At 63.5% G+C, this 23,116-nt stretch carries 24 protein-coding genes; 8 read left to right on the forward strand and 16 right to left on the reverse strand.

Annotated features, from left to right (window positions below; genetic code table 11):
- Positions 1–123: 123 nt before the first annotated feature.
- From HPY44_04310 to HPY44_04335, 6 genes are all read right to left on the reverse strand, one after another.
- Positions 124–1,251, reverse strand: a complete 1,128-nt coding sequence (locus HPY44_04310) for a hypothetical protein (GenBank protein ID NSW55210.1) — start codon at positions 1,249–1,251, stop codon at positions 124–126.
- 172 nt (positions 1,252–1,423) lie between these two features.
- Complete coding sequence (locus HPY44_04315) at positions 1,424–1,501, reverse strand: hypothetical protein (GenBank protein NSW55211.1); 78 nt, start codon at positions 1,499–1,501, stop codon at positions 1,424–1,426.
- 39 nt (positions 1,502–1,540) lie between these two features.
- Positions 1,541–2,158 carry a hypothetical protein gene (locus tag HPY44_04320; GenBank protein ID NSW55212.1) on the reverse strand — a complete coding sequence of 206 codons (618 nt, stop codon included), beginning with the start codon at positions 2,156–2,158 and terminating at the stop codon, positions 1,541–1,543.
- Between the two features lie 130 nt (positions 2,159–2,288).
- The gene (locus HPY44_04325) at positions 2,289–2,723 is read right to left on the reverse strand and encodes a DUF488 domain-containing protein (protein NSW55213.1); all 435 of its coding nucleotides are present in this window, start codon (positions 2,721–2,723) and stop codon (positions 2,289–2,291) included.
- 14 nt (positions 2,724–2,737) lie between these two features.
- Complete coding sequence (locus HPY44_04330; GenBank protein ID NSW55214.1) at positions 2,738–3,259, reverse strand: DUF488 domain-containing protein; 522 nt, start codon at positions 3,257–3,259, stop codon at positions 2,738–2,740.
- A gap of 127 nt (positions 3,260–3,386) precedes the next feature.
- Positions 3,387–4,295, reverse strand: coding sequence for a DUF2156 domain-containing protein (locus HPY44_04335; protein NSW55215.1), 909 nt, complete (start codon positions 4,293–4,295; stop codon positions 3,387–3,389).
- Between the two features lie 211 nt (positions 4,296–4,506).
- Between HPY44_04335 and HPY44_04340 the strand changes: the two genes are divergently transcribed.
- Positions 4,507–5,151: a DUF1559 domain-containing protein gene (locus tag HPY44_04340; GenBank protein NSW55216.1), complete on the forward strand. Its 645-nt coding sequence runs from the start codon at positions 4,507–4,509 to the stop codon at positions 5,149–5,151.
- 90 nt (positions 5,152–5,241) lie between these two features.
- Here the strand turns inward: HPY44_04340 and HPY44_04345 are convergent, their stop codons facing one another.
- The 3 genes from HPY44_04345 to HPY44_04355 are packed head-to-tail and all read right to left on the reverse strand — an operon-like array spanning position 5,242 to position 10,101.
- The gene (locus tag HPY44_04345) at positions 5,242–7,638 is read right to left on the reverse strand and encodes a hypothetical protein (GenBank protein NSW55217.1); all 2,397 of its coding nucleotides are present in this window, start codon (positions 7,636–7,638) and stop codon (positions 5,242–5,244) included.
- Positions 7,639–7,675: 37 nt separating this feature from the next.
- Complete coding sequence (locus HPY44_04350) at positions 7,676–8,491, reverse strand: sugar phosphate isomerase/epimerase (GenBank protein NSW55218.1); 816 nt, start codon at positions 8,489–8,491, stop codon at positions 7,676–7,678.
- Positions 8,492–8,541: 50 nt separating this feature from the next.
- On the reverse strand, positions 8,542–10,101 hold the full coding sequence (locus HPY44_04355) for a hypothetical protein (protein ID NSW55219.1): 1,560 nt from the start codon (positions 10,099–10,101) through the stop codon (positions 8,542–8,544).
- Between the two features lie 532 nt (positions 10,102–10,633).
- Between HPY44_04355 and HPY44_04360 the strand changes: the two genes are divergently transcribed.
- Both HPY44_04360 and sigH read left to right on the forward strand, forming a co-directional pair.
- A complete protein-coding gene (locus tag HPY44_04360) occupies positions 10,634–11,020 on the forward strand; it encodes a hypothetical protein (GenBank protein ID NSW55220.1) in 387 nt (128 codons plus the stop codon).
- Positions 11,021–11,048: 28 nt separating this feature from the next.
- Positions 11,049–11,735 carry an RNA polymerase sporulation sigma factor SigH gene (sigH, locus tag HPY44_04365; protein ID NSW55221.1) on the forward strand — a complete coding sequence of 229 codons (687 nt, stop codon included), beginning with the start codon at positions 11,049–11,051 and terminating at the stop codon, positions 11,733–11,735.
- A 73-nt stretch (positions 11,736–11,808) separates the two neighbouring features.
- Here sigH and HPY44_04370 read toward each other — a convergent pair whose 3' ends face one another.
- Together HPY44_04370 and HPY44_04375 are read right to left on the reverse strand one after the other, a co-directional pair.
- Positions 11,809–12,420, reverse strand: coding sequence for a hypothetical protein (locus HPY44_04370; GenBank protein ID NSW55222.1), 612 nt, complete (start codon positions 12,418–12,420; stop codon positions 11,809–11,811).
- Between the two features lie 38 nt (positions 12,421–12,458).
- Positions 12,459–13,235: a sugar phosphate isomerase/epimerase gene (locus tag HPY44_04375; GenBank protein NSW55223.1), complete on the reverse strand. Its 777-nt coding sequence runs from the start codon at positions 13,233–13,235 to the stop codon at positions 12,459–12,461.
- Between the two features lie 184 nt (positions 13,236–13,419).
- Between HPY44_04375 and HPY44_04380 the strand changes: the two genes are divergently transcribed.
- A complete protein-coding gene (locus HPY44_04380; protein NSW55224.1) occupies positions 13,420–13,956 on the forward strand; it encodes a GNAT family N-acetyltransferase in 537 nt (178 codons plus the stop codon).
- A 6-nt stretch (positions 13,957–13,962) separates the two neighbouring features.
- On the opposite strand, the gene HPY44_04385 is transcribed toward HPY44_04380, so the two are convergent.
- On the reverse strand, positions 13,963–14,904 hold the full coding sequence (locus HPY44_04385; GenBank protein NSW55225.1) for a hypothetical protein: 942 nt from the start codon (positions 14,902–14,904) through the stop codon (positions 13,963–13,965).
- A gap of 105 nt (positions 14,905–15,009) precedes the next feature.
- On the opposite strand from HPY44_04385, the gene HPY44_04390 reads away from it, so the two are divergent.
- Genes HPY44_04390 through HPY44_04405 form a run of 4 tightly spaced genes read left to right on the forward strand, consistent with a single transcriptional unit; the run spans position 15,010 to position 17,739 of the window.
- Positions 15,010–16,107 carry a YedE-related selenium metabolism membrane protein gene (locus tag HPY44_04390; protein ID NSW55226.1) on the forward strand — a complete coding sequence of 366 codons (1,098 nt, stop codon included), beginning with the start codon at positions 15,010–15,012 and terminating at the stop codon, positions 16,105–16,107.
- 38 nt (positions 16,108–16,145) lie between these two features.
- Positions 16,146–16,367 carry a sulfurtransferase TusA family protein gene (locus HPY44_04395; protein NSW55227.1) on the forward strand — a complete coding sequence of 74 codons (222 nt, stop codon included), beginning with the start codon at positions 16,146–16,148 and terminating at the stop codon, positions 16,365–16,367.
- On the forward strand, positions 16,364–17,509 hold the full coding sequence (locus tag HPY44_04400; GenBank protein NSW55228.1) for an aminotransferase class V-fold PLP-dependent enzyme: 1,146 nt from the start codon (positions 16,364–16,366) through the stop codon (positions 17,507–17,509). Before HPY44_04395 ends, HPY44_04400 begins: the two co-directional genes overlap by 4 nt.
- Positions 17,506–17,739 (forward strand): DUF3343 domain-containing protein, encoded by a 234-nt coding sequence (locus tag HPY44_04405; GenBank protein NSW55229.1) that lies wholly within the window; start codon positions 17,506–17,508, stop codon positions 17,737–17,739. The genes HPY44_04400 and HPY44_04405 overlap by 4 nt, the downstream gene beginning before the upstream one ends.
- A gap of 18 nt (positions 17,740–17,757) precedes the next feature.
- On the opposite strand, the gene HPY44_04410 is transcribed toward HPY44_04405, so the two are convergent.
- Genes HPY44_04410 through HPY44_04425 form a run of 4 tightly spaced genes read right to left on the reverse strand, consistent with a single transcriptional unit; the run spans position 17,758 to position 23,022 of the window.
- The gene (locus HPY44_04410) at positions 17,758–19,404 is read right to left on the reverse strand and encodes a hypothetical protein (protein ID NSW55230.1); all 1,647 of its coding nucleotides are present in this window, start codon (positions 19,402–19,404) and stop codon (positions 17,758–17,760) included.
- A gap of 31 nt (positions 19,405–19,435) precedes the next feature.
- Positions 19,436–20,410, reverse strand: a complete 975-nt coding sequence (araH, locus tag HPY44_04415) for an L-arabinose ABC transporter permease AraH (protein ID NSW55231.1) — start codon at positions 20,408–20,410, stop codon at positions 19,436–19,438.
- 25 nt (positions 20,411–20,435) lie between these two features.
- A complete protein-coding gene (gene araG / locus HPY44_04420) occupies positions 20,436–21,953 on the reverse strand; it encodes an L-arabinose ABC transporter ATP-binding protein AraG (GenBank protein NSW55232.1) in 1,518 nt (505 codons plus the stop codon).
- A gap of 16 nt (positions 21,954–21,969) precedes the next feature.
- Complete coding sequence (locus tag HPY44_04425) at positions 21,970–23,022, reverse strand: arabinose ABC transporter substrate-binding protein (protein NSW55233.1); 1,053 nt, start codon at positions 23,020–23,022, stop codon at positions 21,970–21,972.
- Positions 23,023–23,116: the final 94 nt, after the last annotated feature.

The following is a 23,116-nucleotide window of genomic DNA, read 5'->3' on the forward strand; positions in this document are numbered from 1 at the left end:
AACTGAAGCGTTCCATTCCCTTTCGCTGTTCCACCGCCTGGACCCTGGCGGCCGGCGGAAACGACAGCGCGGCGGATGGCCTTTTCAGGCGCCGCCGCGCGTGGGTCGTCGGTGCTCACATCGCTACTCCTCGCCCGTCCACTTCCCCGGCGCCGGCCGTGCGATTTTCGTCTCGTCGTACTGCGGCTCTTTCATGCCCGCTTTGAATATCTCTCGCTTGCGTTTCAGGTACCACAAATAGGCGTCGTAGGGCACATCCGCGGGTACGCGGTGGTCACAGAAGGGGATAAAGCCCCCCTCGTCCACCGTGGGCTTCAGGCGCATGAGTTCAGCATCGATGCCATCAGCGCCGGTATAGAAGGCCATCTTGTCGAAGCCGCCGCAGAGCAGCAACTGCTTGCCGAACTGGGCGCGCATAGCCACCGGATCCGAACCGCCCCGCACTTCGATGGGGAACATGCAGTTGATGCCGCCGGCGAGGAACTGCGGAATGATCGGCACCACATTGCCGTCGCAGTCGGTCCAGTTTACGTCCACGCCGTGCATGTGGCAGATGTCAGTGATCCGCTTGTACCGGGGCACCACGTGCCTGTCGAAGAACGCCGGCGACAGGATCGGGCCGCTGTTGAAGCAGATGTCCTCCCAGCCGGCGCCGAAATCGCACTCCACCTCACTCAACACCTTCTCAATCACCGTGCAGCAGACCAAGCACAGCTGCTCGATGATGTCATCCAGCAGATCCGGGTCGTCGTAGGACATGAGCCCGATGTTCTCGAATCCGATCCAGTTCCGCGGGACGCCGATCATGCTGCCGATGTTGATAGACACCGGGTGTTCGGCCTCATTGGCGCGCTTCACCGCGGCGTCCCAGTCGTCGCCCTGGGGCAGGCGGCGCGGGTCATTCGGGTCGAGACGCTCCTTGAAAAGCTCCCAGTCGTCCCGGTTCTTCAGGCCGAACTCCAGGTAATGCGGAATCGTGTGAATGACGCCCTTGCGCTCCTGCATGAGCGTGCGGTCGCCATTGCGGTAGACGATGTAGTCGTCAGTCTCCTCAACAATCTCCGTCTCGAAACCGGGGAGCAGGCCCACGTTGCACGGGAATCCGCCCCAGTTCTCGATACCGAAGTACTCATAGGCTTTCGCTTCATTGTCGATCTCGGGCGGCAGGCCCTGCTTGTGCCAGTTGGGCAGGGTCTCCGCCCAGTAGCCGAACTCGAAGAACGGAATGCGGTCCACTTTCTGGTAATGCATGACGCGATTGAAGCGCTGCCGGAGGGTCAAGGTGAGTGCCGCCTTTCGTTGGAGTTTGCAGAGCCGCTGGTTCGACACGCATCGCGGAATGACCTTCCGGGGTGCGGGCACACACGACAACGGGGAGCCCGGTGGTCCAGGCTCCCCGCGAAGTGCGTGAGGCGCAAAGCGGCTAGTTGCAGTCCCAGTGGCTCGCGACGATGGCCTCGTTGTGCCGCATCCACTTGGCGTGGCCGTCCAGGAACCCCATGTTGCAGGTGACGCGAATGCAGCGGCGTACACGGGCCCCTCAACGGCGCAGACCCACCGTTCGCTGCATACTGGCTTCTTTGACGACCCAGTCTGGTACCGCGAACGCCGCCGCTACCAGTTTGTACAATGCCCCTTGGAACGGCTCTCCAAGGCTAACCGTCAGCACCAGAGCCTCATCGTCAGCGCATATCGGTCCGTTGGGGTACAACTGGTGCTCGCCGAACTCGTACTGTTGCCTCAGGTAGGTGCCTTCGAGACTTGGGTCGGTCACCGCGAAAACGTACACATGGCGCCCCATCTCGAAACGCATCCGCAGACGCGGCCGGTTGCGGAACTCATTCCATTCCTTGATGAGAGTTGCCTTGGCTGGAGCGACCAATGCGAGCGACCACCTCAGATGCCGGCGGACCAGTTCGCTCTCGGATATCCGATCCCTTGAGCACCCGAAGATCGGGGTATTAGGGGCTGCGAGCTCGCGGGCGATGAGGCCAAGGTCATCGTCATCCGCTGGTCGAACCCTTTCCCACCAGTACTCATCGTCGATCAGCCAGTTCTCAGGTTGGTGAGCATTCGGGCTCGCTTCCCTCAGGGGCGCCTCAACGACGTCTAGTACCTGAGGCTCACCCCCATCCTCGTACTTGTAGTCACACGGCATCAACTCACCGTGCTCGCGGGCGGAGACAGGCCTAACCCAACCGTTGCCATCGATCCGCAGTCCGGCGATGCAGCGTCCATTGTGCTTCCTAGAATTCGCGAGACAGATCATCCGCACGCTGTCGCCCCCCCTATATGTGCCTGACCTGCAGGTCCCCCCAGCGCTCCGCGAGGTATTCGGCCACTAGCCTCCTGTGGCACTGTTCCGGTGCAGCCTCACTGCAGAGGAGGACTGATGGCTGGGCGAACTCAGCTCTGTCGATGACGTCCTCAATGTGGCGGTCTCGCATGAGCGCCACGAACTCCGCCTCGTATCGCGACCAGTCTTCCAGTTCACGGTACTCCCTCAGCATCTCCGCGGTCGGGGCGAACTTGGGTTCGTGCCGGTAGTCAGCGTCACAGATGGCTTTGAGAAAGTAGGCCAAGTCGTCTCGCTTTGTGAAGCCTGCGAGTTGAGACACATTGTTCAGACGCACATCGATTAGCTGCTTTATCCCATGTTCCTTGAGAAGGCCGAAGAAGACAGACGCGCTCTTCTTCGCAAACCCAATCGTATAGAGGATCAATCCGGTCACTCCGTTCAGAACAACGCGGGTTGCAGCCCACGTGCTCGTCGCATCTCAACCTGGGTTTCGGTCTCCACGTCTCCATTGCCCCTGATGTGCAGCACGTCCGCCCCGGCGTCCGTGAGCACCTTGCCGAGCAGCACGTGTCGATGGCAACGCACGGGGTCCTCTTCGCTGCACATGAGAGCTGTGACGGATCGCGTCGCCCTGGTACCGACCACCGCGATTGCCTCGCGGAAGAGGTCTGTGTCGGCAATCGTGCCATACTGAACGCGCCCGATCTCGTCGTAGTATTCCGGTCCATCGGGGAGTCCGCCTAGTGCGTTTCCTAGGTAAAGATAGCCGATGTCCGCAGTCTCCAGAGCGGTGCGCAGGGCAGTCCTATCAAAGTGCCTGCCCTGTTTCGAATAGGGTCGCGAACGGACGTCGATCACCAGACCGACAGAGTACCTCCGGAGCAGCCCAACGAACTTCTCAATCGGGTGGTTTGAGTGACCGATTGTGTAGACACGCGCGCGCTCACTAGCCCGCTCCATCTCGCCTTCTCCTATCACTGTATCGGGGGGGATTCCTGCTACACTTCGGTGGCTCAAACAGTATCCCGTATTCCCACACTTGATCGTACCCTTAGCCATGAGGTGTGTCAACCCAACCTGCGGTTCGTTACCGCGCCGTCACCACGTACTTCTCCACCATCTTCACCGGGTGGTAGCTTTCCTTGGCCTTGCGCAGGCCGGGTTCACCCACATCCTGCTCGCGGTTGACGTACTCGAAGTCCTGCCATTCATGCTCCAAGAACTGCTGGTTGATTGCCTGGAACGCACCGTGCAGGTCAGGGCTGGCTTTCTCAATGTGGATGACCACGGTGGTGTCATTCAGCGGCTCTCCCAGCGCGAAAGCCTGGACTCTCCCTCTGACCATGAGACACCCGCCGGTGATCCCCAGTGCGTCGAGGTTGGAGAGCGCTTCTTTCACCGCCCGGGCTTCGGCGTGGAGGCTGGAGTAAAGGTCGCAGTGCTTCTCGTCGCACCACAGGTCCTGCAGGTCCTGACAGGCCTGCACGAGATCGGGGGTGATCCGGTGGTATTCCGGTTTGAACTTGCGGGTGAATTGTGTGATGTGGCGCACCTTGTCCTGGTAGCGCACTTCGGGCAGGTCCACCAGGTCCCGCACCCGGTACACGTAGTCCCAGTTGTCGCGGTCTGACTCTATGCTGAACTCATCCGCGGACAGCCCGAGCCGGGCTATCGCCGCCTCACCGATCCGCCAGAGTCGCGGGTTGTGCTCATGGTCGGCCATCCACTCCAGACAGGCGCGAACCTGGGCGGTTCCCGCGGCTTCGCCCAGCGGCGGCAACAGGAAGGAGTCTTCCGGGTCAGGCCGCAGGGCCAGGAGGCAGACGGCGCCCTCCAGTTCGGTCACCTGCAGACCGTACGGGTGCCTCCAGATGTACAGGTTGGTGAAGGTCAGTTCGGACGTCTCGGGCTGGAGTTCGTGCAGGAGCGCGTCGATGATGGGCTTGTGCTCGATCTCCAGCGCCTCCATGTCTGGGAACGTAGGGAGCTCCTTCAAGGTCGGGTCCTCCCGGTGGAAGGGCTGAGATGGGCTTCAATAAGGAGCAGTTTCGACGGAGAACCAGCACATCCCTCCGAGAAAATCCATAACCAGGAAACATATTTGCAACTTTAGCGTTTGATAATGCGGAGCGTTGCATGTACAATCGCGGTTCGCGCCCGGTAACCGGGTACGAGTGCTGCAGAAACCACACCAAGAGGTGGAACCCATGGCGAAAAGGTCGGGCTTCACGCTTATCGAGTTGTTGGTCGTCATCGCGATCATCGCGATCCTCGCCGCAATCCTATTCCCTGTCTTCGCACGAGCCCGGGAGAAGGCGCGCCAGACCAGTTGTCTCAGCAATCTCAAGCAGTTGGGCCTTGCCGCGCAAATGTACGCCCAGGACTATGACGAGACCCTGCCGCGCTTGAACATCGGCCCCGGGCCGCTCACCTATACGCTGCCCAATGGCACCACGTACTCCGGCTACATGCTCTGGCACACCAGCATCTACCCGTACCTGAAGAACTACCAGATGCTTAGCTGCCCCAGTGACTCGGTGCGCTACGCCGGCAACTATACGGGCGGCGGCTCCTACGGTCTGAACTCGCTGAACAGCGGGCAGGCTCTGGGCTCCATCAACTACCCGGCGGAATCCATGTTCTTCGCCGAAGCCAATGGCGGCGACTCGTACAATCTCGACGGCGACACGGCGGGCGCGAATGACGAGATGCTGGCCGCGCCCAGGCACAATGACGGGCTGAACAACGCTTTCGTGGACGGCCACGCCAAGTGGATGAACGTGAAGAATATCCCGCCGTTCGGCACCAGCAGCCGTTACTGGTATGGGCCGTACACCGGCAATAACCCGTAACCAGCCGCTTTTTCTGCATAGCCACAATACACAGGGACCGCCCCCAAAGGCGGTCCCTGTGTCGTTGCTTGTTTGACTCACCGCGGCAGGTCAGTCCCAGAGCCGCACCAGTTCGAGATTCCGCACTTCCAGCCAGACGTCATCCTTCCGGGTATTGAGGCCCACCATCAGGCCGTGGATGGCGTCGGTGTCCAGCTTGCCGTTGGCATCGGCCTGGGAGAAGCTGCCCCAGACCAGGTCCGCGAAGGATACGACCACTGTCTTCCACTCACTACTGGCGGGCCACGGGCCGCCGGTGAGGTAGCTGGTCCCGCCGGGCTCCATTATCTGCAGGCGCACGCCGATCTGGTCATCTCCGCCGGTGCGATACTCCAGGCGGATCCCATCATAGTCCGAGAAGTCGCGGGGCTGGTCGAAGACCACCCGAGGATAGCACCAGCGGTCGCCCGCCTGCCGGAAAGCCACTTCGAACCGGGTGCCGCCACCCTCTGCCGGCTTGATCTCCATGGTCCCATTGCCCGAGACGTTCTTACTCCAGGCCGACGGGTCATTGAGTTCCAGGCTCCGGGCATCTCGGGGCCGAATGCGGGTAGCGTCGAAGCGGAAATGAGAGACCGACGGAGCGGGATCGCGGCCTTCCACGATTGCCCGCACCGTCACTTTCTGAATCTCCCGGCGCGGCTTGCCCGGGATGAGCTTCACGGTGAACACCTGCCGCGCCATGGGGCCGAGTTCGAAAGCGGCCCCCCCTGTGGGCTCGGCGGTCCAGCCCTGGGGCAACTCGAACCGCGCCTGTCCACGGACGCTATCGGTCTCGCTGAGATTGCACAGTTCCACCTGATACGTGAAAGGCTCGGCGATCAGGTAGGCATTTGCGCCCTTGTCCAGCGACGCCAGGAGCGCCTGCCCGCGGATCACCAGCGGGTCGGGGTTCGTCTCGGGCATGCTGCCGGGCTCGCGCACGTCCCCGCGCAGACCGGCCAGCATCTCATCGCCACCGTCCAGGATGTAGACAGGGGATTGTCCGGCAGTGAGCGCCAGAATCCCGCCGTTGGTCTGCACCTGCTTCCGCCGACCCAGGAGGTCGGCCACGGTCACGCTCCGTTTCCCCGTGTTGACCTGCACCGGCGTGTCCTTGTCCGCCCAGACCACGAGGACCGGGCCGTCCCCGCGATCGAAGGCCATGCCCCACAAGTTCTGAGCATTCGGCCCGAAATCATACCGACCCAGGTACCTCGCATCGCCGAGGAGATCCACCGCGGCGGCAATGGCGATGAACCCGGGCCTCGGCGAGAGGTCCTTCCGCAGGGCCCCGAACTGGACGCCGTTCTCCAGGTAATACGGGTATACGAAGAAGAAATGTTTGTCGGTCCCGGCCGCCAGGGAAGACGCGAAGGACGGAGCGATGAACCGGGCCTGCCGGGCTTCGGAGTCCGCGTTCAGTTCGCCCCCCGGCTCGTTAGCGTCCAGGCGGATTCCGGCTTCAGTCAGCCACACCGGACGGTCTTCGCACTGGTAGCGCTCCAGCATCTCCAGGTACCCGCCAAGGGTGGGAGCGTAATGGTCCGGCGGCGCATAGATGTGCCAGTTGAAGATATCGAAATAGTCTGAAATGCCCGACTCGAACAGGTTCTCGTCGAAAGCGCAGTATCCCCGGCAGAAGGAGCCCAGGAGCACGGGAAGGTGCGGGTCTCCTGCCTTGAAGCCCAGGTAGGCCGCTTTCTGCAGGCCCGCGAAAGTGTCGCCGAGATCGGGCCAGAAACCGATGTCCGGCTCGTTCCAGACCTCCCACGCCGCGACCTTGCCTCTATAGTGCTCCGCAGTTCGCTTCGCAAAACGGTACACATCTCGCAGGTCGTGGGGATTGCGGCTATCACCGCTGTGGGGCCGGGTCCAGCCGGGGCTGTCGTGGAAGATCTGGTAGACGCGCACGCCTTCGGCAGTGAACACGTCGGCCACTCTGTCATAGTCGCGCCCGCCGGGCTGGTAGTTGACCTCCCCCTCTTCCGGCTCGGTTGCGCCCCAACTGTACCGCTCTCGCACCCAGCCCATGCCAATGATCCGCAGCATCTTCGCAAGCTGGTCATGTCGCCCGGCGCCTTCGAGCCAGGCCGTCGCTCCGTCCACATTGAGCCGGGTGTCCGGCGGGTCGTGAGCCGAATGATCGGTAACCACGCCGAAGGCCAGCATCGCCTGGGCATCACCGGCCTTGCAGGTGATCTCGTAGTACCCACGGTCCAGGTCCGGGATGGTGATGGTCGCGGTGCCATCCACCGGCGCGCAGGTTCCGGAGGCTGTCTGATTGCCCTCGAAATCCGTGACGCTCCAGGCGACCTCGCCATCCGCGCCCTTCACGGTGATGACCGCGTCGGTTCCATAGGCCATCAGGTTGCCGGGGCGGTCAGTGGACAGCGCCAGGTCCGCGAATGCGGGCATCATCCGCACCCCCAACAGTGTGACGGTGATGAGAAAGATAACGGTTCTCATGCGCGTCTCCCTCGGTCCGACGTGTCGGTTAGTCCGCCTATCCGCGCGCCTGGATATCTTTCAGCAATTCGGCAGTCTGGCGCACTCCCTCGAGCATGAGCCAGCGGGAACCCCAGTGCTCAACCGTGGCAACGCCCTCGTACCCGTCGGCGATCAGCGTTTCGAATACCGTCCGGTAGCTGACGTCGGAATACCACACCGTCTCGATGTTCTTGTACGGGTTAGGCTTCACATGCACGTGCCGAACGCGGTCACGGATCAGCGGGTAGCCCTCATTCAGCGGGTGTTCGCCGAGACGCGTGGCATTGTTGCAGTCCCAGGCGACCATCAGGTTGTCATTGGGCGTGATGGAGTCGATGATCCGGGCGATCTCGGCGCAGGTGCCGGAGTTCGTGCTGCCCTCGCATTCGAAGCAGAAGAGGACGTCCTCCTCAATAGCTTTCCGGGCGATGGGTGTGAGCTTCTTGGAGATCTCATCGATGATCTCGTCCAGATTCGGGCGAGGCAGCTCCTTGCGCGAGGGCGTCCAGAAGGCGAACCCGCGGATGATGCGGGTGCCGAATACGTGGGCCAGTTCGCACATCCTGTCGAACCACTTCAGGTGGATTTGATATTCCTCTTCGTCGCCCAGGCTCAGCTTGCCCACGGGCGAGCCGATGATGGCAACTCGCGAGCCATATTTCGCGAGGATCTCCTGCACGCGCGCAACATCCTCGTCGGTACAGGTCTGGACAGCGCGGCCGAAGATATTGCCGCGCAGTTCCACGCAGGAGGCTCCGGCGCGCTTGCACAGGTCGATCTGCTCCTCGAAATCCGGGGAGACTTCATCACAGAAGACGCTGACTTCAATCATTGTTCTTCAGCCTTTCGTATGTCCCGCACTTCAGGCGGGTTTGCCGGTCATCACTTTGCCGGCAGGTCAGGCCGCACCGGCTCCGGCGCGTAGGGTGCGAACTGGTATGCGTAGAGGTCGGCGTCCCGCAGTTCGAACCGCAGGCGCACCGGCCTGCCCTCCAGCGAGCGCACGTCACCACCGCGACCTGTCCACCGGACCACGTGCCGCAACGTATCGCAGATGATCGCCGGGCAGTCATCCAGGCGGTAGCCGTCGATGGGGTTACCATCCGCGTCCTGTATCTCCACGCGGACGCTGCCGGCTGCGGATGTGGCGGCGTTGATGGTGAGATTGCCGCCCTCGAAAGTGATGGGTTTGGTGACCACTTCGCCGCCCGACAGCGGGGCATTGGCTGAGACGAACCCGTCCACCCGCAGGCAGTAGCGCCGGATGCTGGTGGATGTGCCCTCCCAATAGCCCTCCGTGGCGTAGATCGACAACTCATTGGGTGAGTCCGGGATGTCTGCAGCAGTCTCAACCACACCCCAGAACGGATAATTGTCACCGTAGACCCAGGTGTCGCGCTGCCGGGGTCCGGGACGGATGAAGGCCTCGGGCCAGCGCCTGAAGGTCAGCCCGTCGCGGCTGGACATGAAAACCGCATCGGACAATGCCGTGGCGTAGCGGGTATGGGCGCGCTCCCGGGCCAGACGCTCCTCCAGCCCGGGCAGGTCGAAAAGGGAATCCAGCCAGCCGCGGTCCACATACCTGGCCGGGAATCCGATGAAAATGTGGGGGGCACGGTGGTAAGGCTGGATGGCGTTGGTGTACAGGTGCTCCGTCGGCGCACCCGGATACGAAAGCCACTGAGGCTCCGGGAAGTGCAGGAAATCGTGGGATGTGGAGGTCATGATATCCCGCACACCGTCCTTGAAATGCCGGTGGTATTCGCGGTACTCGCCCCGCACGGTGTCCCAGAACGCCAGGTTCTGGGAGTCGAAAACGCCTTGGGTGATAATCGGCTCGGTGCTCATCAGCGAGAAGTGGATCCCGTCGGCGGACTTGAGCGCATACAGACCGTGGGGCTTGTTGCCCAGGATGATGATCTTGTATCTCTCATCCGGCGGGCAGTCGGGGTTGGCGTCCAGGAATACCGCAGTATGCGCCGGGTCTCCTCCGATCTCGGCCACTGCATCCGGCATGAGGATGATGTTATTGTCCTTCGAGCCGTTGAACTCGAACAGTCCCAGGTTCGGCCGGGTCCAGTGGATGCCATCGCCGCTCTCCGCGTAGCAGAGGGTCCACGGGTGTTCCTCAAGAGCCTGCGCCGGTTCCCCGCTCATGCGGTAGTGCCCACCGTGGTAGTACATGCGGTAGACGCCGTCCTCCACGAACAGCGACTGGTAACTGCAGGCATTGCCCTCCCAGGGCTTGTCCGTTTCGAACACAATGTCACGACGTTCGGGCCGGTGCAGTTGCAGCCGCGCTCCCCCAGTCATGGTGGAGATGAGCGCGTCGTCCACCATCAGTTCCAGGCGCGAGCCGATATAGATGGGTTCCTGCGCGCAGGCCGGCGTGGGCATGAGCATCACCATCGTCCCAAGAATGGATATCGCGAGACCGGGCATTGGATGGACCACCCCTTCCCGGATCCAGACGCGTGCTGGCCGGGCAATAGACATTTCGCTCCAGGATGCCCGGGACCTGCCTTTCCAGGGCGCAACTCGCGGGCGGGAGGAACTCGGGCTCTGGCTGCCAAAACCCTCCCCCGCGAAGTTCCTGAATCCTTGACTTGGAGGGGACGGATATGTATACTTGCCGTTGCTGGTTGGGAGGAGTCCCTTCTTTGGCGAAGCGCCATTAGCCAGGCGTTTCGTGTCGGAAGAACGACCTTGGTCGCTTTTCCTCGGCGTGTCGCCCGACTAAACGAGGTGCCACCAATTGATACCGCTACTGTGCGCGCTGTGCGCGTCCCTTTGCGTCGGCGCCGCCACGCTGGCCAGAGCGATCAGGCATCGACCGGGTCTCGTTCGAGTGACGGATTCGGCGAAGGACTCGTTGCCGTTCCTGTACAGGTGGGCGAGAGACTCCTTGAGACGCGATTGAGACGCGAGGGTCAGTTACTGACTCTCGCGTTTTTTGTTAGCCATGGAGGCATCGGTGGACGCCGCCCTCGAACAGATTGACCTGATACGCGAGCGAATGGGCGTCGGGTACGCAGAGGCCAGGGATGCGTTGGAGGCCGCGGGGGGAGACGTTGTAGGGGCACTCGCGGCGATCGACCAATGCCAGAGAGAACAGGACAGCGCGCGGGGATTGCAGTATGCAATCGCCCGGATGATGGAGGAGGTGAAGAAAGCTCTTCTGGATGATGGGGTCATCGAGCGTATTGACGTGAAGCTCGGTGACGAAACGGTGAAGGCGGTTCCGGTTGCTCTTGCGGGCGCGGGAGCAGCACTGCTGGTGATCATAAGTGTACTGCTCGCGTACCTGAGACTTGAGATCATTATGGGCACGCGTCCAGACACTGCTGAACCCGAGACATGACCGAAACAGGCCAAGCTTGAGGTGCAACATGGTAAATGCCGTTGAGTTTTTTCGCGCGGCCGCCTTGCGAAATCGCTATTGCGACCTCACCCCGCTTTCAGATGAAGAACTGGTGAGACGTGCACAGTTGGAGGGCGACAAGGAAGCGTGCGAGTACCTACTCTTCAAGTACAGGAACCTCGTTCGGGCCAAGGTGAAGTCCTACTTCCTGGTGGGGGCCGAGAGAGATGATCTGCTTCAGATCGGTCTCATCGGGCTGTGGGAAGCGATCACCGACTTCAAGGCGGACCGGCACACCTCATTCGCATGCTTCGCGAAGGTCTGCATACAGCGCCAGATGATCTCGGCCATCAAGGCCGCGACACGGCAGAAGCAGGCCCCGCTCAATTCCTCGATCTCGCTTGAAGCATCTCCCGGGGATCAGGACGACGACAGGGCCTTGTCAGAGATGCTCACGACGAAGCCTGAGGGCAGCCCGGAAAACGTGGTGCTGGGTCTTGAGGGCGAGAGGCTCCTGCAGCAGACGCTGCGGGATGAGCTGTCTCCCTTCGAGTGGGAGGTCCTCACGGAGTACCGAACGGGGAAATCGTACAAGGAAATGGCTGTGGAACTGGGCTGCAAAATCAAATCCATTGACAATGCACTGTCCCGGATTCGCCGCAAGCTCCCGCAGGTAGCCCCTGAACACGCGGAGCGGCTGGAGATCATGGGATAGACTACAATAGAAAATGGCGGAAATGGAAACGGCGGCCAGAGACGGCCGCCGTTTCGCTTGCGGCTGATGCGGTCTACTGCTGGGCGTTGTCGACCTTGTCGAGGAGTGCCGGGTCTGCCGCGGGCTGCTCGGCGTTGCGCCCCTTGCGGATGCGCTCCTGCATCGCCTTCAACCTCTCCGGGTCGAGTTTGGGGCGGTCACCGGTCAGGCTGACCTTGGCGATCTCCTGCAGCCCGTCCACCGTAAACTGGTACAGCGTGCCACCGTAGACCACGAAGACGAAGCCCTCGGCAACAGCGATGGCGGGGGGCGTCTCGCGCTGCATCATTGCCTGCATGTACCGCATGCGGGGGTCCTGGGGGCCGCCCATGGGGCCGCCGGGCATGGGGCCGCCGGGCATGGGGCCGGGGCCGCCGGGCATCATTTGTGGGCCGCCTGGACCGCCCTGCTGGCGCTGGCCGCGCGGGGTGAGGCCGGGGACCCTGCCCTGCCCGGGCTGGGCGCCGGGCGCGAGACCGGGCAATGCCTGGGGCGCTGCTCCCGGAGCCGGGGCCGCTCCTGCCGCCGGCAGACCGGGAGGAGGTGGCGGTGGCCCGTCAACGACCTGGGCGCCCGCCTGCGCCGAGAAGAGACCGAGAGTGGCGAGTACCACGAAAATGACGCCGACGTTCCTGAAGCCGAGCATGGGTTTTCCTCCTGGGTCCTCCGAGCCCGGTTCGTGCGTCAGAGCAGGGCTCGCAGGTAACTGAGATTGTGCGCCGCCGCAGCGCGTGGGTCGTCGGTTGGTGGCGTTTCGAGAACAAGGTCTCCGCGGTAGCCGATGTCCTGCAATGCCTTGACCGACTCCGCTATCTTGACGACTCCTTGACCGAGAAGTTCACCCTCCCGGTCCTTGATATGCACCGCCGCTATTCGCGAGCCCAGCGCGCGTATCTCCTCCACCGGATCGTGACCGAAGGCAGTGGCATTGCCGATGTCGTAGTAGACCTGGACCGCGGGGGAGCCCACCGAGTCCACCAGGTGTATCAGTTCACCCGCGGACTTCCCGTACCCACGCCCCACGTTCTCCAGGGCGAGCACCACGCCCGCATTCGCGGCAACCGGGGCAAGCGCGGCCATCCCCTCGATCCAGCGCTTCGTCCCATCTTCCGAGCTAACGTCATCTCCTCCGGGGGTGACGGGGACGAGGATCACTCGGGCCTCCAGTTCGGAGGCATAGCCGCACAGATCGGAAAGCAGTGCTCGTATCTCCTCTCGCACCGCGGAGTCGGGACTGGCGGGACTGATCTGCCAGCACGCGCCTGCGCAGAAGGACAGCAGGCCGCCACCGGTGTTCTTGAGCATCGCGCGGACAGCCTCTGGGCCGCCCTTCCAGAGCGGGGTGTCCCGGTAGCCTGCGCCGATGTCCAGTTCGATCCCGTCGAAGCCGATCTCGGCTCCCGCTGCGAAAGCCTCCAGCCAGTCCATGCGCAGGCACCCGTCACGGATTCCGATTCTCATGTGGACCAGACTCCTGTGATTGAGAGTTGGGCGCGAGACGGAGACCTCCGGCGGATAACCCGCGCCCGAATGCAGAGTTCTCCGCAACTGCACGGTGACCTGCACGAAGGTGTGCCCGAGGTGAGGGGCGAAACGCGCCGCCAGTAACCACGCGGCTTGGCGCAAGCGTCCGGAGGCGAGTGCGGTGTCCCTTTTGATCAAGATGATCCGGCCCAATCTGGACGGACTTCCTGCCATTGCCCTGCCTGCGGGCTACCGTCTTGCGACGGCTGAAGAGTTCGACGATCCGGCTCACATATGGGCCGACATCGTGAGCGCGTCCTTTCCCGACACGGTCTGGACCGCCGACTATGTCCATGAGCATTACATGGACAAGGAGCAGTACGACCCGGCGGGGGTGTTCTTCGTCATGGCCGGGAACGAGGTCGCCAGTACGGCTTTCGCGTGGCGGGACGAGCCTGGAGAGAGGGTCTGCGGGCGGGTTCACTGGGTCGGTACCCGTCCGAACCATCGACGGCGCGGGCTTGCGTCGTCGGCGGTTATTGCGGTGCTGCGATACTTTCGTGACCACGGATTTGCGAGCGCGTTCCTGGAGACCAGTCCGCCGCTGATTCCGGCCATCCGGGCCTATTTCGCCCTTGGGTTCCAGGCGGAGCCGCGGAATGATGCGGAGCGGGTGGCCTGGGAAGAAGTGGTGTCGAAGATCCGCGACCTGGGTTGAGCCCGGTCAGCCGGCGCTTTCGGGCTCAGCCTGATCGCGGCGCTCCTGGGCTTCGCGTAAACGGCAGATGGGGCAGACGTGCATGGTGGTCGGCTCGCCGCAGGTGGGGCAGTCGTGGCAGGTGTCTTCCTCATCGTCTCCGGGCTTCATCACCTTGCGCAGGACTTGCCAGAAGATCATCTTGCCCATGGGCGCGCGCTGCTCCAGGAGGTCGAAGACATCCTTGAAGCGGTGGGAGTCGGGCACGAAGCGCGGGCAGGGCTCGTCGGCGATGGGCAGCCCCACAAGGCGCACGTACTCTTCGCTCGCGGTGTCCGGCACCTGGATTAGAGGCTTGACTTTGAGGGGCGCGAACCCGGTGGGCTGCAGGACCGGCGCGGGACTGACGGGCCGGCCGGACAGAATGTTGCGCAGCATGTACTGAAGCTGGTCGTCCAGCGTGTGCCCGGTTGCCAGAACGTTCGCCCCGATCCGCAGGGCCACCCGGGGCATGAGAGCCCGGCGCACCGCGCCGCAGACCGCGCATACCGGCCAGCCTGCGATGGGGTCGATCCGCACGCCGTGGGTATCGACGCGCTCCACCTCGAGGCTGACCCGGCTGCGCGAACACTGGTCGCGGACGACATCGAGACAGACGTCGGAGTACTCGCTGATGCCCATGTGAACGTGGATCGCTGAAAGCCGGAAGTTGAGCCGCGCCCGGGTAGCTGCCAGGATGTGCAGGAGGCAGGCGCTGTCGGAGCCTCCGGACACAGCGACGGCAACGTGGGCGCGCTTGGGGATCATGCGGAAGCGGCGCACCGTGCCCTCAACGCGGCCGCGCAGGAACTCAGGGAAGCATTTCGGGCACAAGGCACGCCCCAGTTCGCTAATGCGGATGAGGTCACCGGTGGCCCCGCAGCGCGCGCAGTCGTTGTCGTGGAATATCATGGCCCGTGGTGGTTGCACGCGGGAGTATTCCGTCCCGAGAACGTGCGCACCTGCACGGTTGCCTGTGCCGGGTTGCTCAACTATACTCGAAGTGACCTCATTCTTCGAACGGATGGTGACCGTATGCGCCGGTTGTCCGGACTGCTTGTGTCACGATGGGGACCAATACTGACGGGCGCGCTCGTCGGCATCCTGGCGGCGATTCTGGTCAAGCTCGGGAATCCCGGGAACATGGGTATCTGCGTGGCGTGCTTCAGCCGGGACATCGCCGGGGGACTGGGGCTGCATCGGGCGGAGGTCGTCCAGTACATCCGACCCGAGATCATCGGGTTCGTTCTGGGGGCGCTCATCGCAGCCCTGGCCTTCGGTGAGTTCCGTCCGCGCGCCGGGTCGGCGCCGGTGATCCGGTTCCTCCTCGGAGGGTTCTCGGTGGTGGGCGCACTCATCTTTCTTGGCTGCCCCTGGCGAGCATATCTGCGCCTGGCAGGCGGCGATCTGAACGCGATTCCCGGCATCCTGGGGCTCATCGGCGGGATACTGCTGGGCCTGGTGTTCCTGCGCCGGGGCTTCAGCCTGGGGAGGAACCATCCTGTGCCCGCGCCGGTGGGCTGGGTCATGCCGGGGCTTGCGCTGGGGCTGCTGGTGCTGGTCATGTTTGCGCCGCAGTTCGGACAAGACGCCGAAGGGAACCCGGCGGGCCCGGTGTTCTTCTCGAAGACCGGGCCGGGAAGCCAGCACGCGCCTCTGCTCATCTCTCTGGCGGCGGGGGTTCTTATTGGATTTCTGGCCCAGCGCAGCCGGTTTTGTACCGTCGGTGCAATTCGCGATGCTGTTCTGCTGAAAGACAACCACCTGCTCAGCGGCGTGGTCGCGCTGGTCTTTGCTGCACTCGCGGCCAATCTCGCGCTGGGGCAGTTCAAGCTCGGCTTTGAAGACCAGCCCGTGGCCCATGGGCAGACGCTGTGGAACTTCGCGGGAATGGTCCTATCGGGGCTGGCATTTACACTGGCGGGGGGCTGCCCGGGCAGACAAGTCTTCCTGTCCGGAGAAGGAGATTCGGACGCAGCGATATTCAGCATCGGCATGGTGGTGGGCGCCGGGTTCGCGCACAACTTCAGTCTGGCTTCCTCACCTGCGGGGGCCAGTCCCTTCGCCGCGATGGCGGTCCTGCTGGGCCTTGCTTTCTGCTGCGTTGTGGGTCTCACTATGCGCGAGGGCTAACGGTGTAGACGATTGCCCGGATTGAGGAGACGGTCGATATGGACGATCAGACTACGGTAGATGCGAGGGGACTCTCGTGTCCCCAGCCGGCGTTCATGACGAAGAAGGCCCTGGATGCCGCCGGGAGCGGTTGCGTGCGAGTGCTCGTGGACAACGCCGCATCGCGAGACAACGTGGCCCGACTGGTGACCAATGCCGGTTGGCGGGTGACGGTCGAGGAAGATGAAGGTGGGGTTTTCTGCCTAACTTGCGAGAAATAGTCTATCTCGACCATGCGGCGACGGTCTGGCCGCGGCCCGCATGGGTGATGGAAGCCATGCAGTTGTACATGGCGGAAGCGGGCAGCCCCGGGCGCAGCGGCCACCGGCTGTCTATCACCGCCGGGCGCATGGTGTATGAGGCGCGCGAAGCGATCGCCGACCTGTTCGGCGCAGCGGACCCCCTGCGGGTCATCTTTACCCGCAATGCCACCGAGGCGCTCAACCTGGCGCTGACGGGGTTGCTGAAGCCCGGGGATCGCGTGGTCACCACGGGCGTCGAACACAATGCAGTAGCACGGCCGCTGTTCGCGCTGAAGCACCGTGGGGTCAGCTGCGACGTGGTGCCCTGCGACCGGGCCGGAGTGCTTGATCTGGCTGCCCTGAAAGACGCATTGATGCGCCCGGTCCGAGTGGTAGCGATCAATCACGCCAGCAATGTCTCGGGGACCCTCGCGCCGTTGGAGCTGATCTCGCCACTGGTCCACGAGGCCGGTGCGCTTCTGTTGGTGGATGCCGCACAGACCGCCGGCGCGCTTCCCATCGACATGGGGGCGCTGGGCATCGACATGCTCGCTTTCACCGGACACAAGGGGCTGATGGGCCCCCAGGGAACCGGAGGTCTTGTTATTGGCAAGAACGCAGATCCGGGGCAGATCGAACCGCTGACTCGCGGGGGCACGGGTAGCCGCTCGGAACTGGAGGACCAACCGGACGCCTTGCCCGACCGATTTGAGAGTGGGACGCTGAACGGGGTGGGGATTGCGGGCCTTGGGGCCTCGGTCCGGAAGATCCTCGAGATAGGGGTGGACGCTATCCGCGCCCATGATATGGCGATCACGCAGCGGCTGCTGGAACGGCTCGGCCACATCCCCGGAGTGCGCATCCATGGGCCTTGCGACCCGAAGAGGCAGACGGCTACCGTGTCAGTCACCTTCGCCGAACACGTGGTGACCGACATCGCGTTCCGGCTGGACGACGAGTTCGGCGTGATGGTCCGCGCGGGACTGCACTGCGCGCCGTGGGCCCACCGGTCCCTGGGGACGCTGCCCCAAGGCACGCTGCGGCTATCGGCCGGGTTCAGCACCACAGTCGAGGACATCGACCGGGCCATTGAGGCTCTGAATCGGGTTGTGAACGCATGACCGAGTACGGATTCTTGCTTTTCCACACGACTTCCATGGCGATGCGCGCGGACAGGACGCTGCGCAAGGCCCAACTCCCGGCACGCCTGGTTCCCACCCCTCGGCAGCTCAGCAGCGACTGCGGTATCGCAATTCGGTTCGAGCTATCCGATGAAGAGCGGATTCTGGGCGCATTGTCTGAATCGGGCGTCGAAGCCGCGCAGGTCGCGCATCTTGAGACGCCCGGCTAGAGCAGTCGCGTATGTGCATCAGGGCAACACGGTCTTGAGGCCGGGGGGCACGAAACCGGCTTCCGGGTACTCGACCCGCACTGCAGGGGGCAGGAGGAGTTCGAACGCCTTGAGCCGTGAGACCAAGACAGGCAGTTCGGCCGGATCCACCGCGCGGAAGCAGATGGTGCGGTCGTAGCAGGAGCCCTGATCCGGGATGGTCCACGTCGCTGCCACGGGCCAGTCGCGTGGGATCACGCTCAGGTCGTACACCACGGCCACTTTCACCCCCCTCTTCTTCGCAGCCTGTGCGATGAACGCGGCGTCCCATCGCCCAGCCACCATCGCATCGGCCACATCCGTGCTTCCCAGGCCCCACACGTCCAGAATCGGCCCTTCCACCATGTACGCCACCGCGCCCAGATCATTGACCGCGATCGGGTCAGACCGGTAGTACGCGTTCAGGAACCGGGCCATCTGCCACTGCTGCAGGTAGATGCTTCGACAGGCGCCCGGCGTTTTCTGATGGAGCAGGATTCGCGGAGTCAGGGCGAGGCACGGCACCACAAGAGCAAGGGCGATGAGAGCACCGACGGGTGCCCGGTTCTCTGCATCAGCGCGCAGGCGATCGAGTGAAGCGAGAACCATTTCACTGACAGGCGGTGCTGCCGATACCAGAGCCAGTGTGATGAGGTACGCCTCGTAGCGCAAGAACCAGCCCGTCTTCGCCAGCGCAAGGTGGAACAGTGAGGAGCCGAGCAGCACCAGCAGCCAGTCGCCGGCGATGTCTTGGCGACGTGTGCGGTTGGCGGTCCACCACAGGGCACCGATGGCCGCGATGATCAGCGCGCCGGTGGCAGGCGCATCGCGGAAATTCGTGAGAAGGCGCCGCGCGTGCAGATCTATCCACTCTCTCAGGCCGCTCTTTCCCACTCCTTTGACCATCAGAGAGTTTGCCAAGAAGGAATGCCCCTGGGACATCTGCCACAGGCCGGGCAGGAGCACTGCAAGCCCCGCGCCGCAGGCCATCGCAGCCACGGAACGCCAATCGCGTCGCGAAAGCTTGAGCATCACCAGCACGAAGACAACGAAGCCTGATTCCAGGCGCAGCGCGGTCGCCAGCGCTGCCAGGACGGCCAGAACCACCGGAGAAGCCTTGGGTCTAAGCGCGTAACTGGTCAGCGCGAGCACCGCCGCCACATGCCACAGGTGCTCCATGCCCACCATCGCCAGCGGACCCAGCGGCGTACAAAGGACCACGGCGACCAACGCGATGCAACGGGAAACTGCCGGCAGGTGGAAATGCACCCGCAACGCATGGTCGGCGATGATAATGATGGCGAGCACGGCGAGGAGGTTCAGGGCCAGGGGCAGCCATTCCAGCACGCCGGTGACGCTGAACACGCCTGCAAGGAGCAGCGTCCAGGCGGGGCTGGAGGAAGCGGCGCATGGTGTGGCCGCGTTCACGCCCAGGGTCCCGGTTTCCGCCAGTGTGCGAGAGATTGCGAGGTGGATGTACGCATCGTCCAGGGCGTAGATGAGGCGGCCGTCGGTGGCGCGCAGGCAGGAGACGACCATGGAGGCGCTTGTCAGGATCGCGAATACGCACGCGACGATGAGCGGGTAGCCTTCGCGATCCGGTGCGCTGTCTTCGACTATGGTCTGGCTGTTCGGGCTGCCGTTCATGCGTCTCCCCCCCGGGGCGAGAGTTGGGTGGTTACCGGCCGGCTCGCGCTTGCTTCGCGCGGTCGAGGAGCACGGCGGCCAGTAGAATCGCGCCGCGAGCCACGTATTGGTAGAACGGCGGCACGCCGGACAGGTTCATGGCATTCTGGACCGTGCCCATGATGAGCACTCCTGCCACCACGTAGCCCATTGAGCCGACACCGCCGGTGAGAGATACCCCGCCGAGAACGCACGCGGAGATGACCTCAAGTTCGAAGCCCATGGACGCCATGGGCTGGCCGCTGGTCATGCGGGATGCCAGTACCACCCCGGCGAAACCGGCCATGAGCCCCTGCATTGTGAAGATGCTGATCTTCAGGCGCTCCACGGGAATGCCCGCGAGCCGCGCAGCCTCCTGGTTCCCACCGACCGCGAGGGTGTTTCGGCCGAATACGGTACGGCTCAAGAGCAGGCCGAAGATTACGAAGCATGCAAGTGTAATCCAGACCGGTGTCGGCACGCCCAGTGGCGCGGAGTTCCCCAGGACGAAGAACCCCTCGCGGCTGACACCCACGGCCTTGCCGTCAGAGATGATGTAGCCCAGCCCGCGCACGATCTGCATGGTGGCGAGGGTCGTAATCAGTGCATTGATCCTGAACTTGGCGATAACGATGCCGTTGGTCAGGCCCACGAAACCGCCCGCCAGGATGGCCACGGCGATGCCGGTGGCGACGCTGCCGGTGGCGTTGATGACCACCGCTGCCACCACGCCGGCACAGGCAACCACCGAGCCGATGGACAGGTCGAAATCGCCGGACGCCAGGCAGAAGAGCATGGTGCAGGCGACCATGCCGATGGTGGACACGGATAGCGCCAGACCCTTCATGTTCACCCAGGTGGCGAAACGGTCAACGGACAGGCTGCAGGCCACCATGAGCAGGGCGAACACCAGCAGCATTCCCGCGCGGTCCCAGATGGTCGCGAGGACTGGCCCAATCTTGGACGCGCCTTTCGCGCCGTCCGGCATGATATGACTCCCCTGAATTGCGTGTCTATGCGGCCGATTCGCTTGCCCCGGCGGGAAGCGCCAGGTGCAGGACCGATTCCTGCGTGGCCTGTCCACGGGTGAGTTCCCCCGATACCCGGCCTTCGCGCATGACGAGTATCCGGTCAGCGACTCCGAGCACCTCGGGCAGGTCGCTGGAGACCATGACCACTGCGATGCCCTGGTCTGCGAGGTCGTACATGATCGAGTAGATCTCGCGCCGCGTGCCCACATCGATGCCCCGCGTCGGCTCGTCGAAAAGGAGCACTCGCACCCGCTCGGATAGCCACCGAGCGAGGATCACCTTCTGCTGGTTTCCGCCTGACAGGTGCAGGATCAGTTGCTGCAAGGAGGGCGTCCTGATGCCCAGCCTATCCACCTGCTGCCTGGCGTTTGCTTGCTCCCAGCTCTCATCGATGACGAAACCCCAGCGCAGGTGACGGCGCCTCGCGCTGAGGTTCAGGTTCTCCAGCACCGAGCGAACGGGGATAATGCCCTCGTCCTTGCGGTCCTCAGGGCAGAGCACGATGCCCGCGCGGATCGCGTCCCGGGGTGAGCGGATTGTGACGGGGTTGCCGTCGACGCGGATATCGCCTGATCGCGCGGGCACCGCGCCGAACAGCAGGCGCATCAACTCGCTGCGTCCCGCGCCCACCAGGCCGAAAATGCCCAGTACCTCGCCGGCTGCCGCCGTCAGCGACACGGGTTCGGCCAGGCCGGGCCCGAAAAGCCCATCCACCTCCAGAACCAGCCTGCCCTTCGCCCGGGGCTGATATCCGTAGATGTCGTGAATGTCCCGGCCGACCATGCGGTTGACAAGAGTGTCGCGGGTGACGCCCTCGAGGGTTTCGAAAGTCTCCACGAGCCGGCCGTCGCGCAGCACGGTCACGGAATCGCAGATCTGGAAAATCTCGTCCAGGCGGTGCGAGACATAGAGGATTACCTGGCCCTGATCGCGCAGCCTGCGGATCACAGCGAAGAGATTGTGGACCTCGCGATCAGACAGGCTGCTGGTGGGTTCGTCGAAGGCGATGATCTTCGCGCCCCATGTGAGGGCCTTGGCAACCTCGACCATCTGCCTCTGCCCGATGGGCAGGCGTCCCACCCGGGCGTCCGGCGCGATGTCCTCCCCGAGGGACGCCAGTTGCCGGGTTGCGTCGGCACGCAGACCGCGGCGGTCCACCACTCCGCCACGTGCGGGGAGATGACCCAGATACAGGTTTTCGGCCACGGTCATCTGCGGCACCAGATGCAGTTCCTGGTAGATCACGGCAATGCCTGCCTGGAGCGCGTCGGCGGTGGATCGGAAGATCCTTGGCGAACCCGCGATTCGCAGGGCGCCCTCGGTCGGCGTGAGTGCGCCGCTGAGGATCTTCAGGAGAGTGGATTTGCCCGCGCCGTTTTCGCCGATGATCGCATGCACGGCGCCTTCTCGCGCGCCGAAAGTGACCGCATCCAGCGCGCGCACGCCTGGGAATGTCTTGCCGATGCCCTCGAACTGCAGGTAGGGCGAGCCCTCGTCCATTGCGCCGTCCCCCGGGCTACTCGTCCAGCAGGCCCTGTTCCTTGAGCACCTGCTTGTAGTTGTCCCGCGTAATCAGGCTCCCCATGGTCCGGGTGTCCAGCGGCGGCTCAGTGCCCTCAGCGATCCACTTATACATCATCTCAGCGGTCCCGAATCCGTGCTTCTTCGGCTCAAGAAGGATCGAGCCCCAGAAACCGGTGGGCTTCTCTTTTTCGAACTCCACGATACAGTCGGTGCCATTGATGCCGATGCCGATGACCCTATCCGCGCCGAACCCGCGGCCCTCGAGGGCCCGCACAGCGCCCAGGACCGCGTTGTCGTTCATGGCAAGCACCAGCCAGCGCTTGGGCTCGGGATGCTCCGTGAGCAGAATGTCCACGGCGTCCAATGCGCCGGGAACATCCGTAGTCTTCTCGGGTGCGCGGAAAATTCTCTGCTCAGGGAAGCCCGCCTTCTTGAGCGCCTCGATTGCGCCGTCGGTGCGCTCTTTCGCCGTGTCAAGCTCGTCGAATGTCACCGCGCAGACAGCGGTTTCCTCCAGCGGCCACTTGCGCTTCTGCATCTCGTCCCACAGGTATCGCCCCACGCTCTCGCCGATCTTTCGCGCCGAGATCCCCAGGTAATGGACGTCGGTCATAAACTTGCCGTCGGCATCCACGAACTGGTCGTCCACGGCGATGAGCTTCAGGTTGTGGGACTTAGCGCGCATGACGATTGCGGGCCCCAGGCGAACGTCAGGGGTGCAGATAATGAAGCCCTGCGCGCCGCCTGCCGCGAGATTGTCGATGGCCGCCAGGACTTTCTCGCCATCGGGCGCGCCGATCTTCACCAGCTCGAAGCCGTACTTGTCCGCGGCCTGCTGGGCGAACTTCCACTCGTTCTGGAACCACGGCTCTTCGGGCTGCTTGACGATGAATCCGATCTTGATGTTATTGGGCTTGTCAGTGCCCTGCTCGCCCTCTTTCACCGGGGGTGCGGGTGCATCGTTTGGGGCTGGAGTGGGTGGCTTCGCACAGCCCGCGATGAGCGCAAGGGCCAGGATGACCGTCAGCAGGCAGACCAGGCGCATGCGATCTCCTCCAGAGAAAGCAAATGGGCAGCTTGGGGATGACAGGGCATGGTTAGCCGGCGGCGCAGGGAATCCTTCCTGTGCCGCCGACTTC

Source organism: Armatimonadota bacterium, assembly GCA_013314775.1.
Taxonomy (GTDB): Bacteria; Armatimonadota; Zipacnadia; order Zipacnadales; family JABUFB01; genus JABUFB01.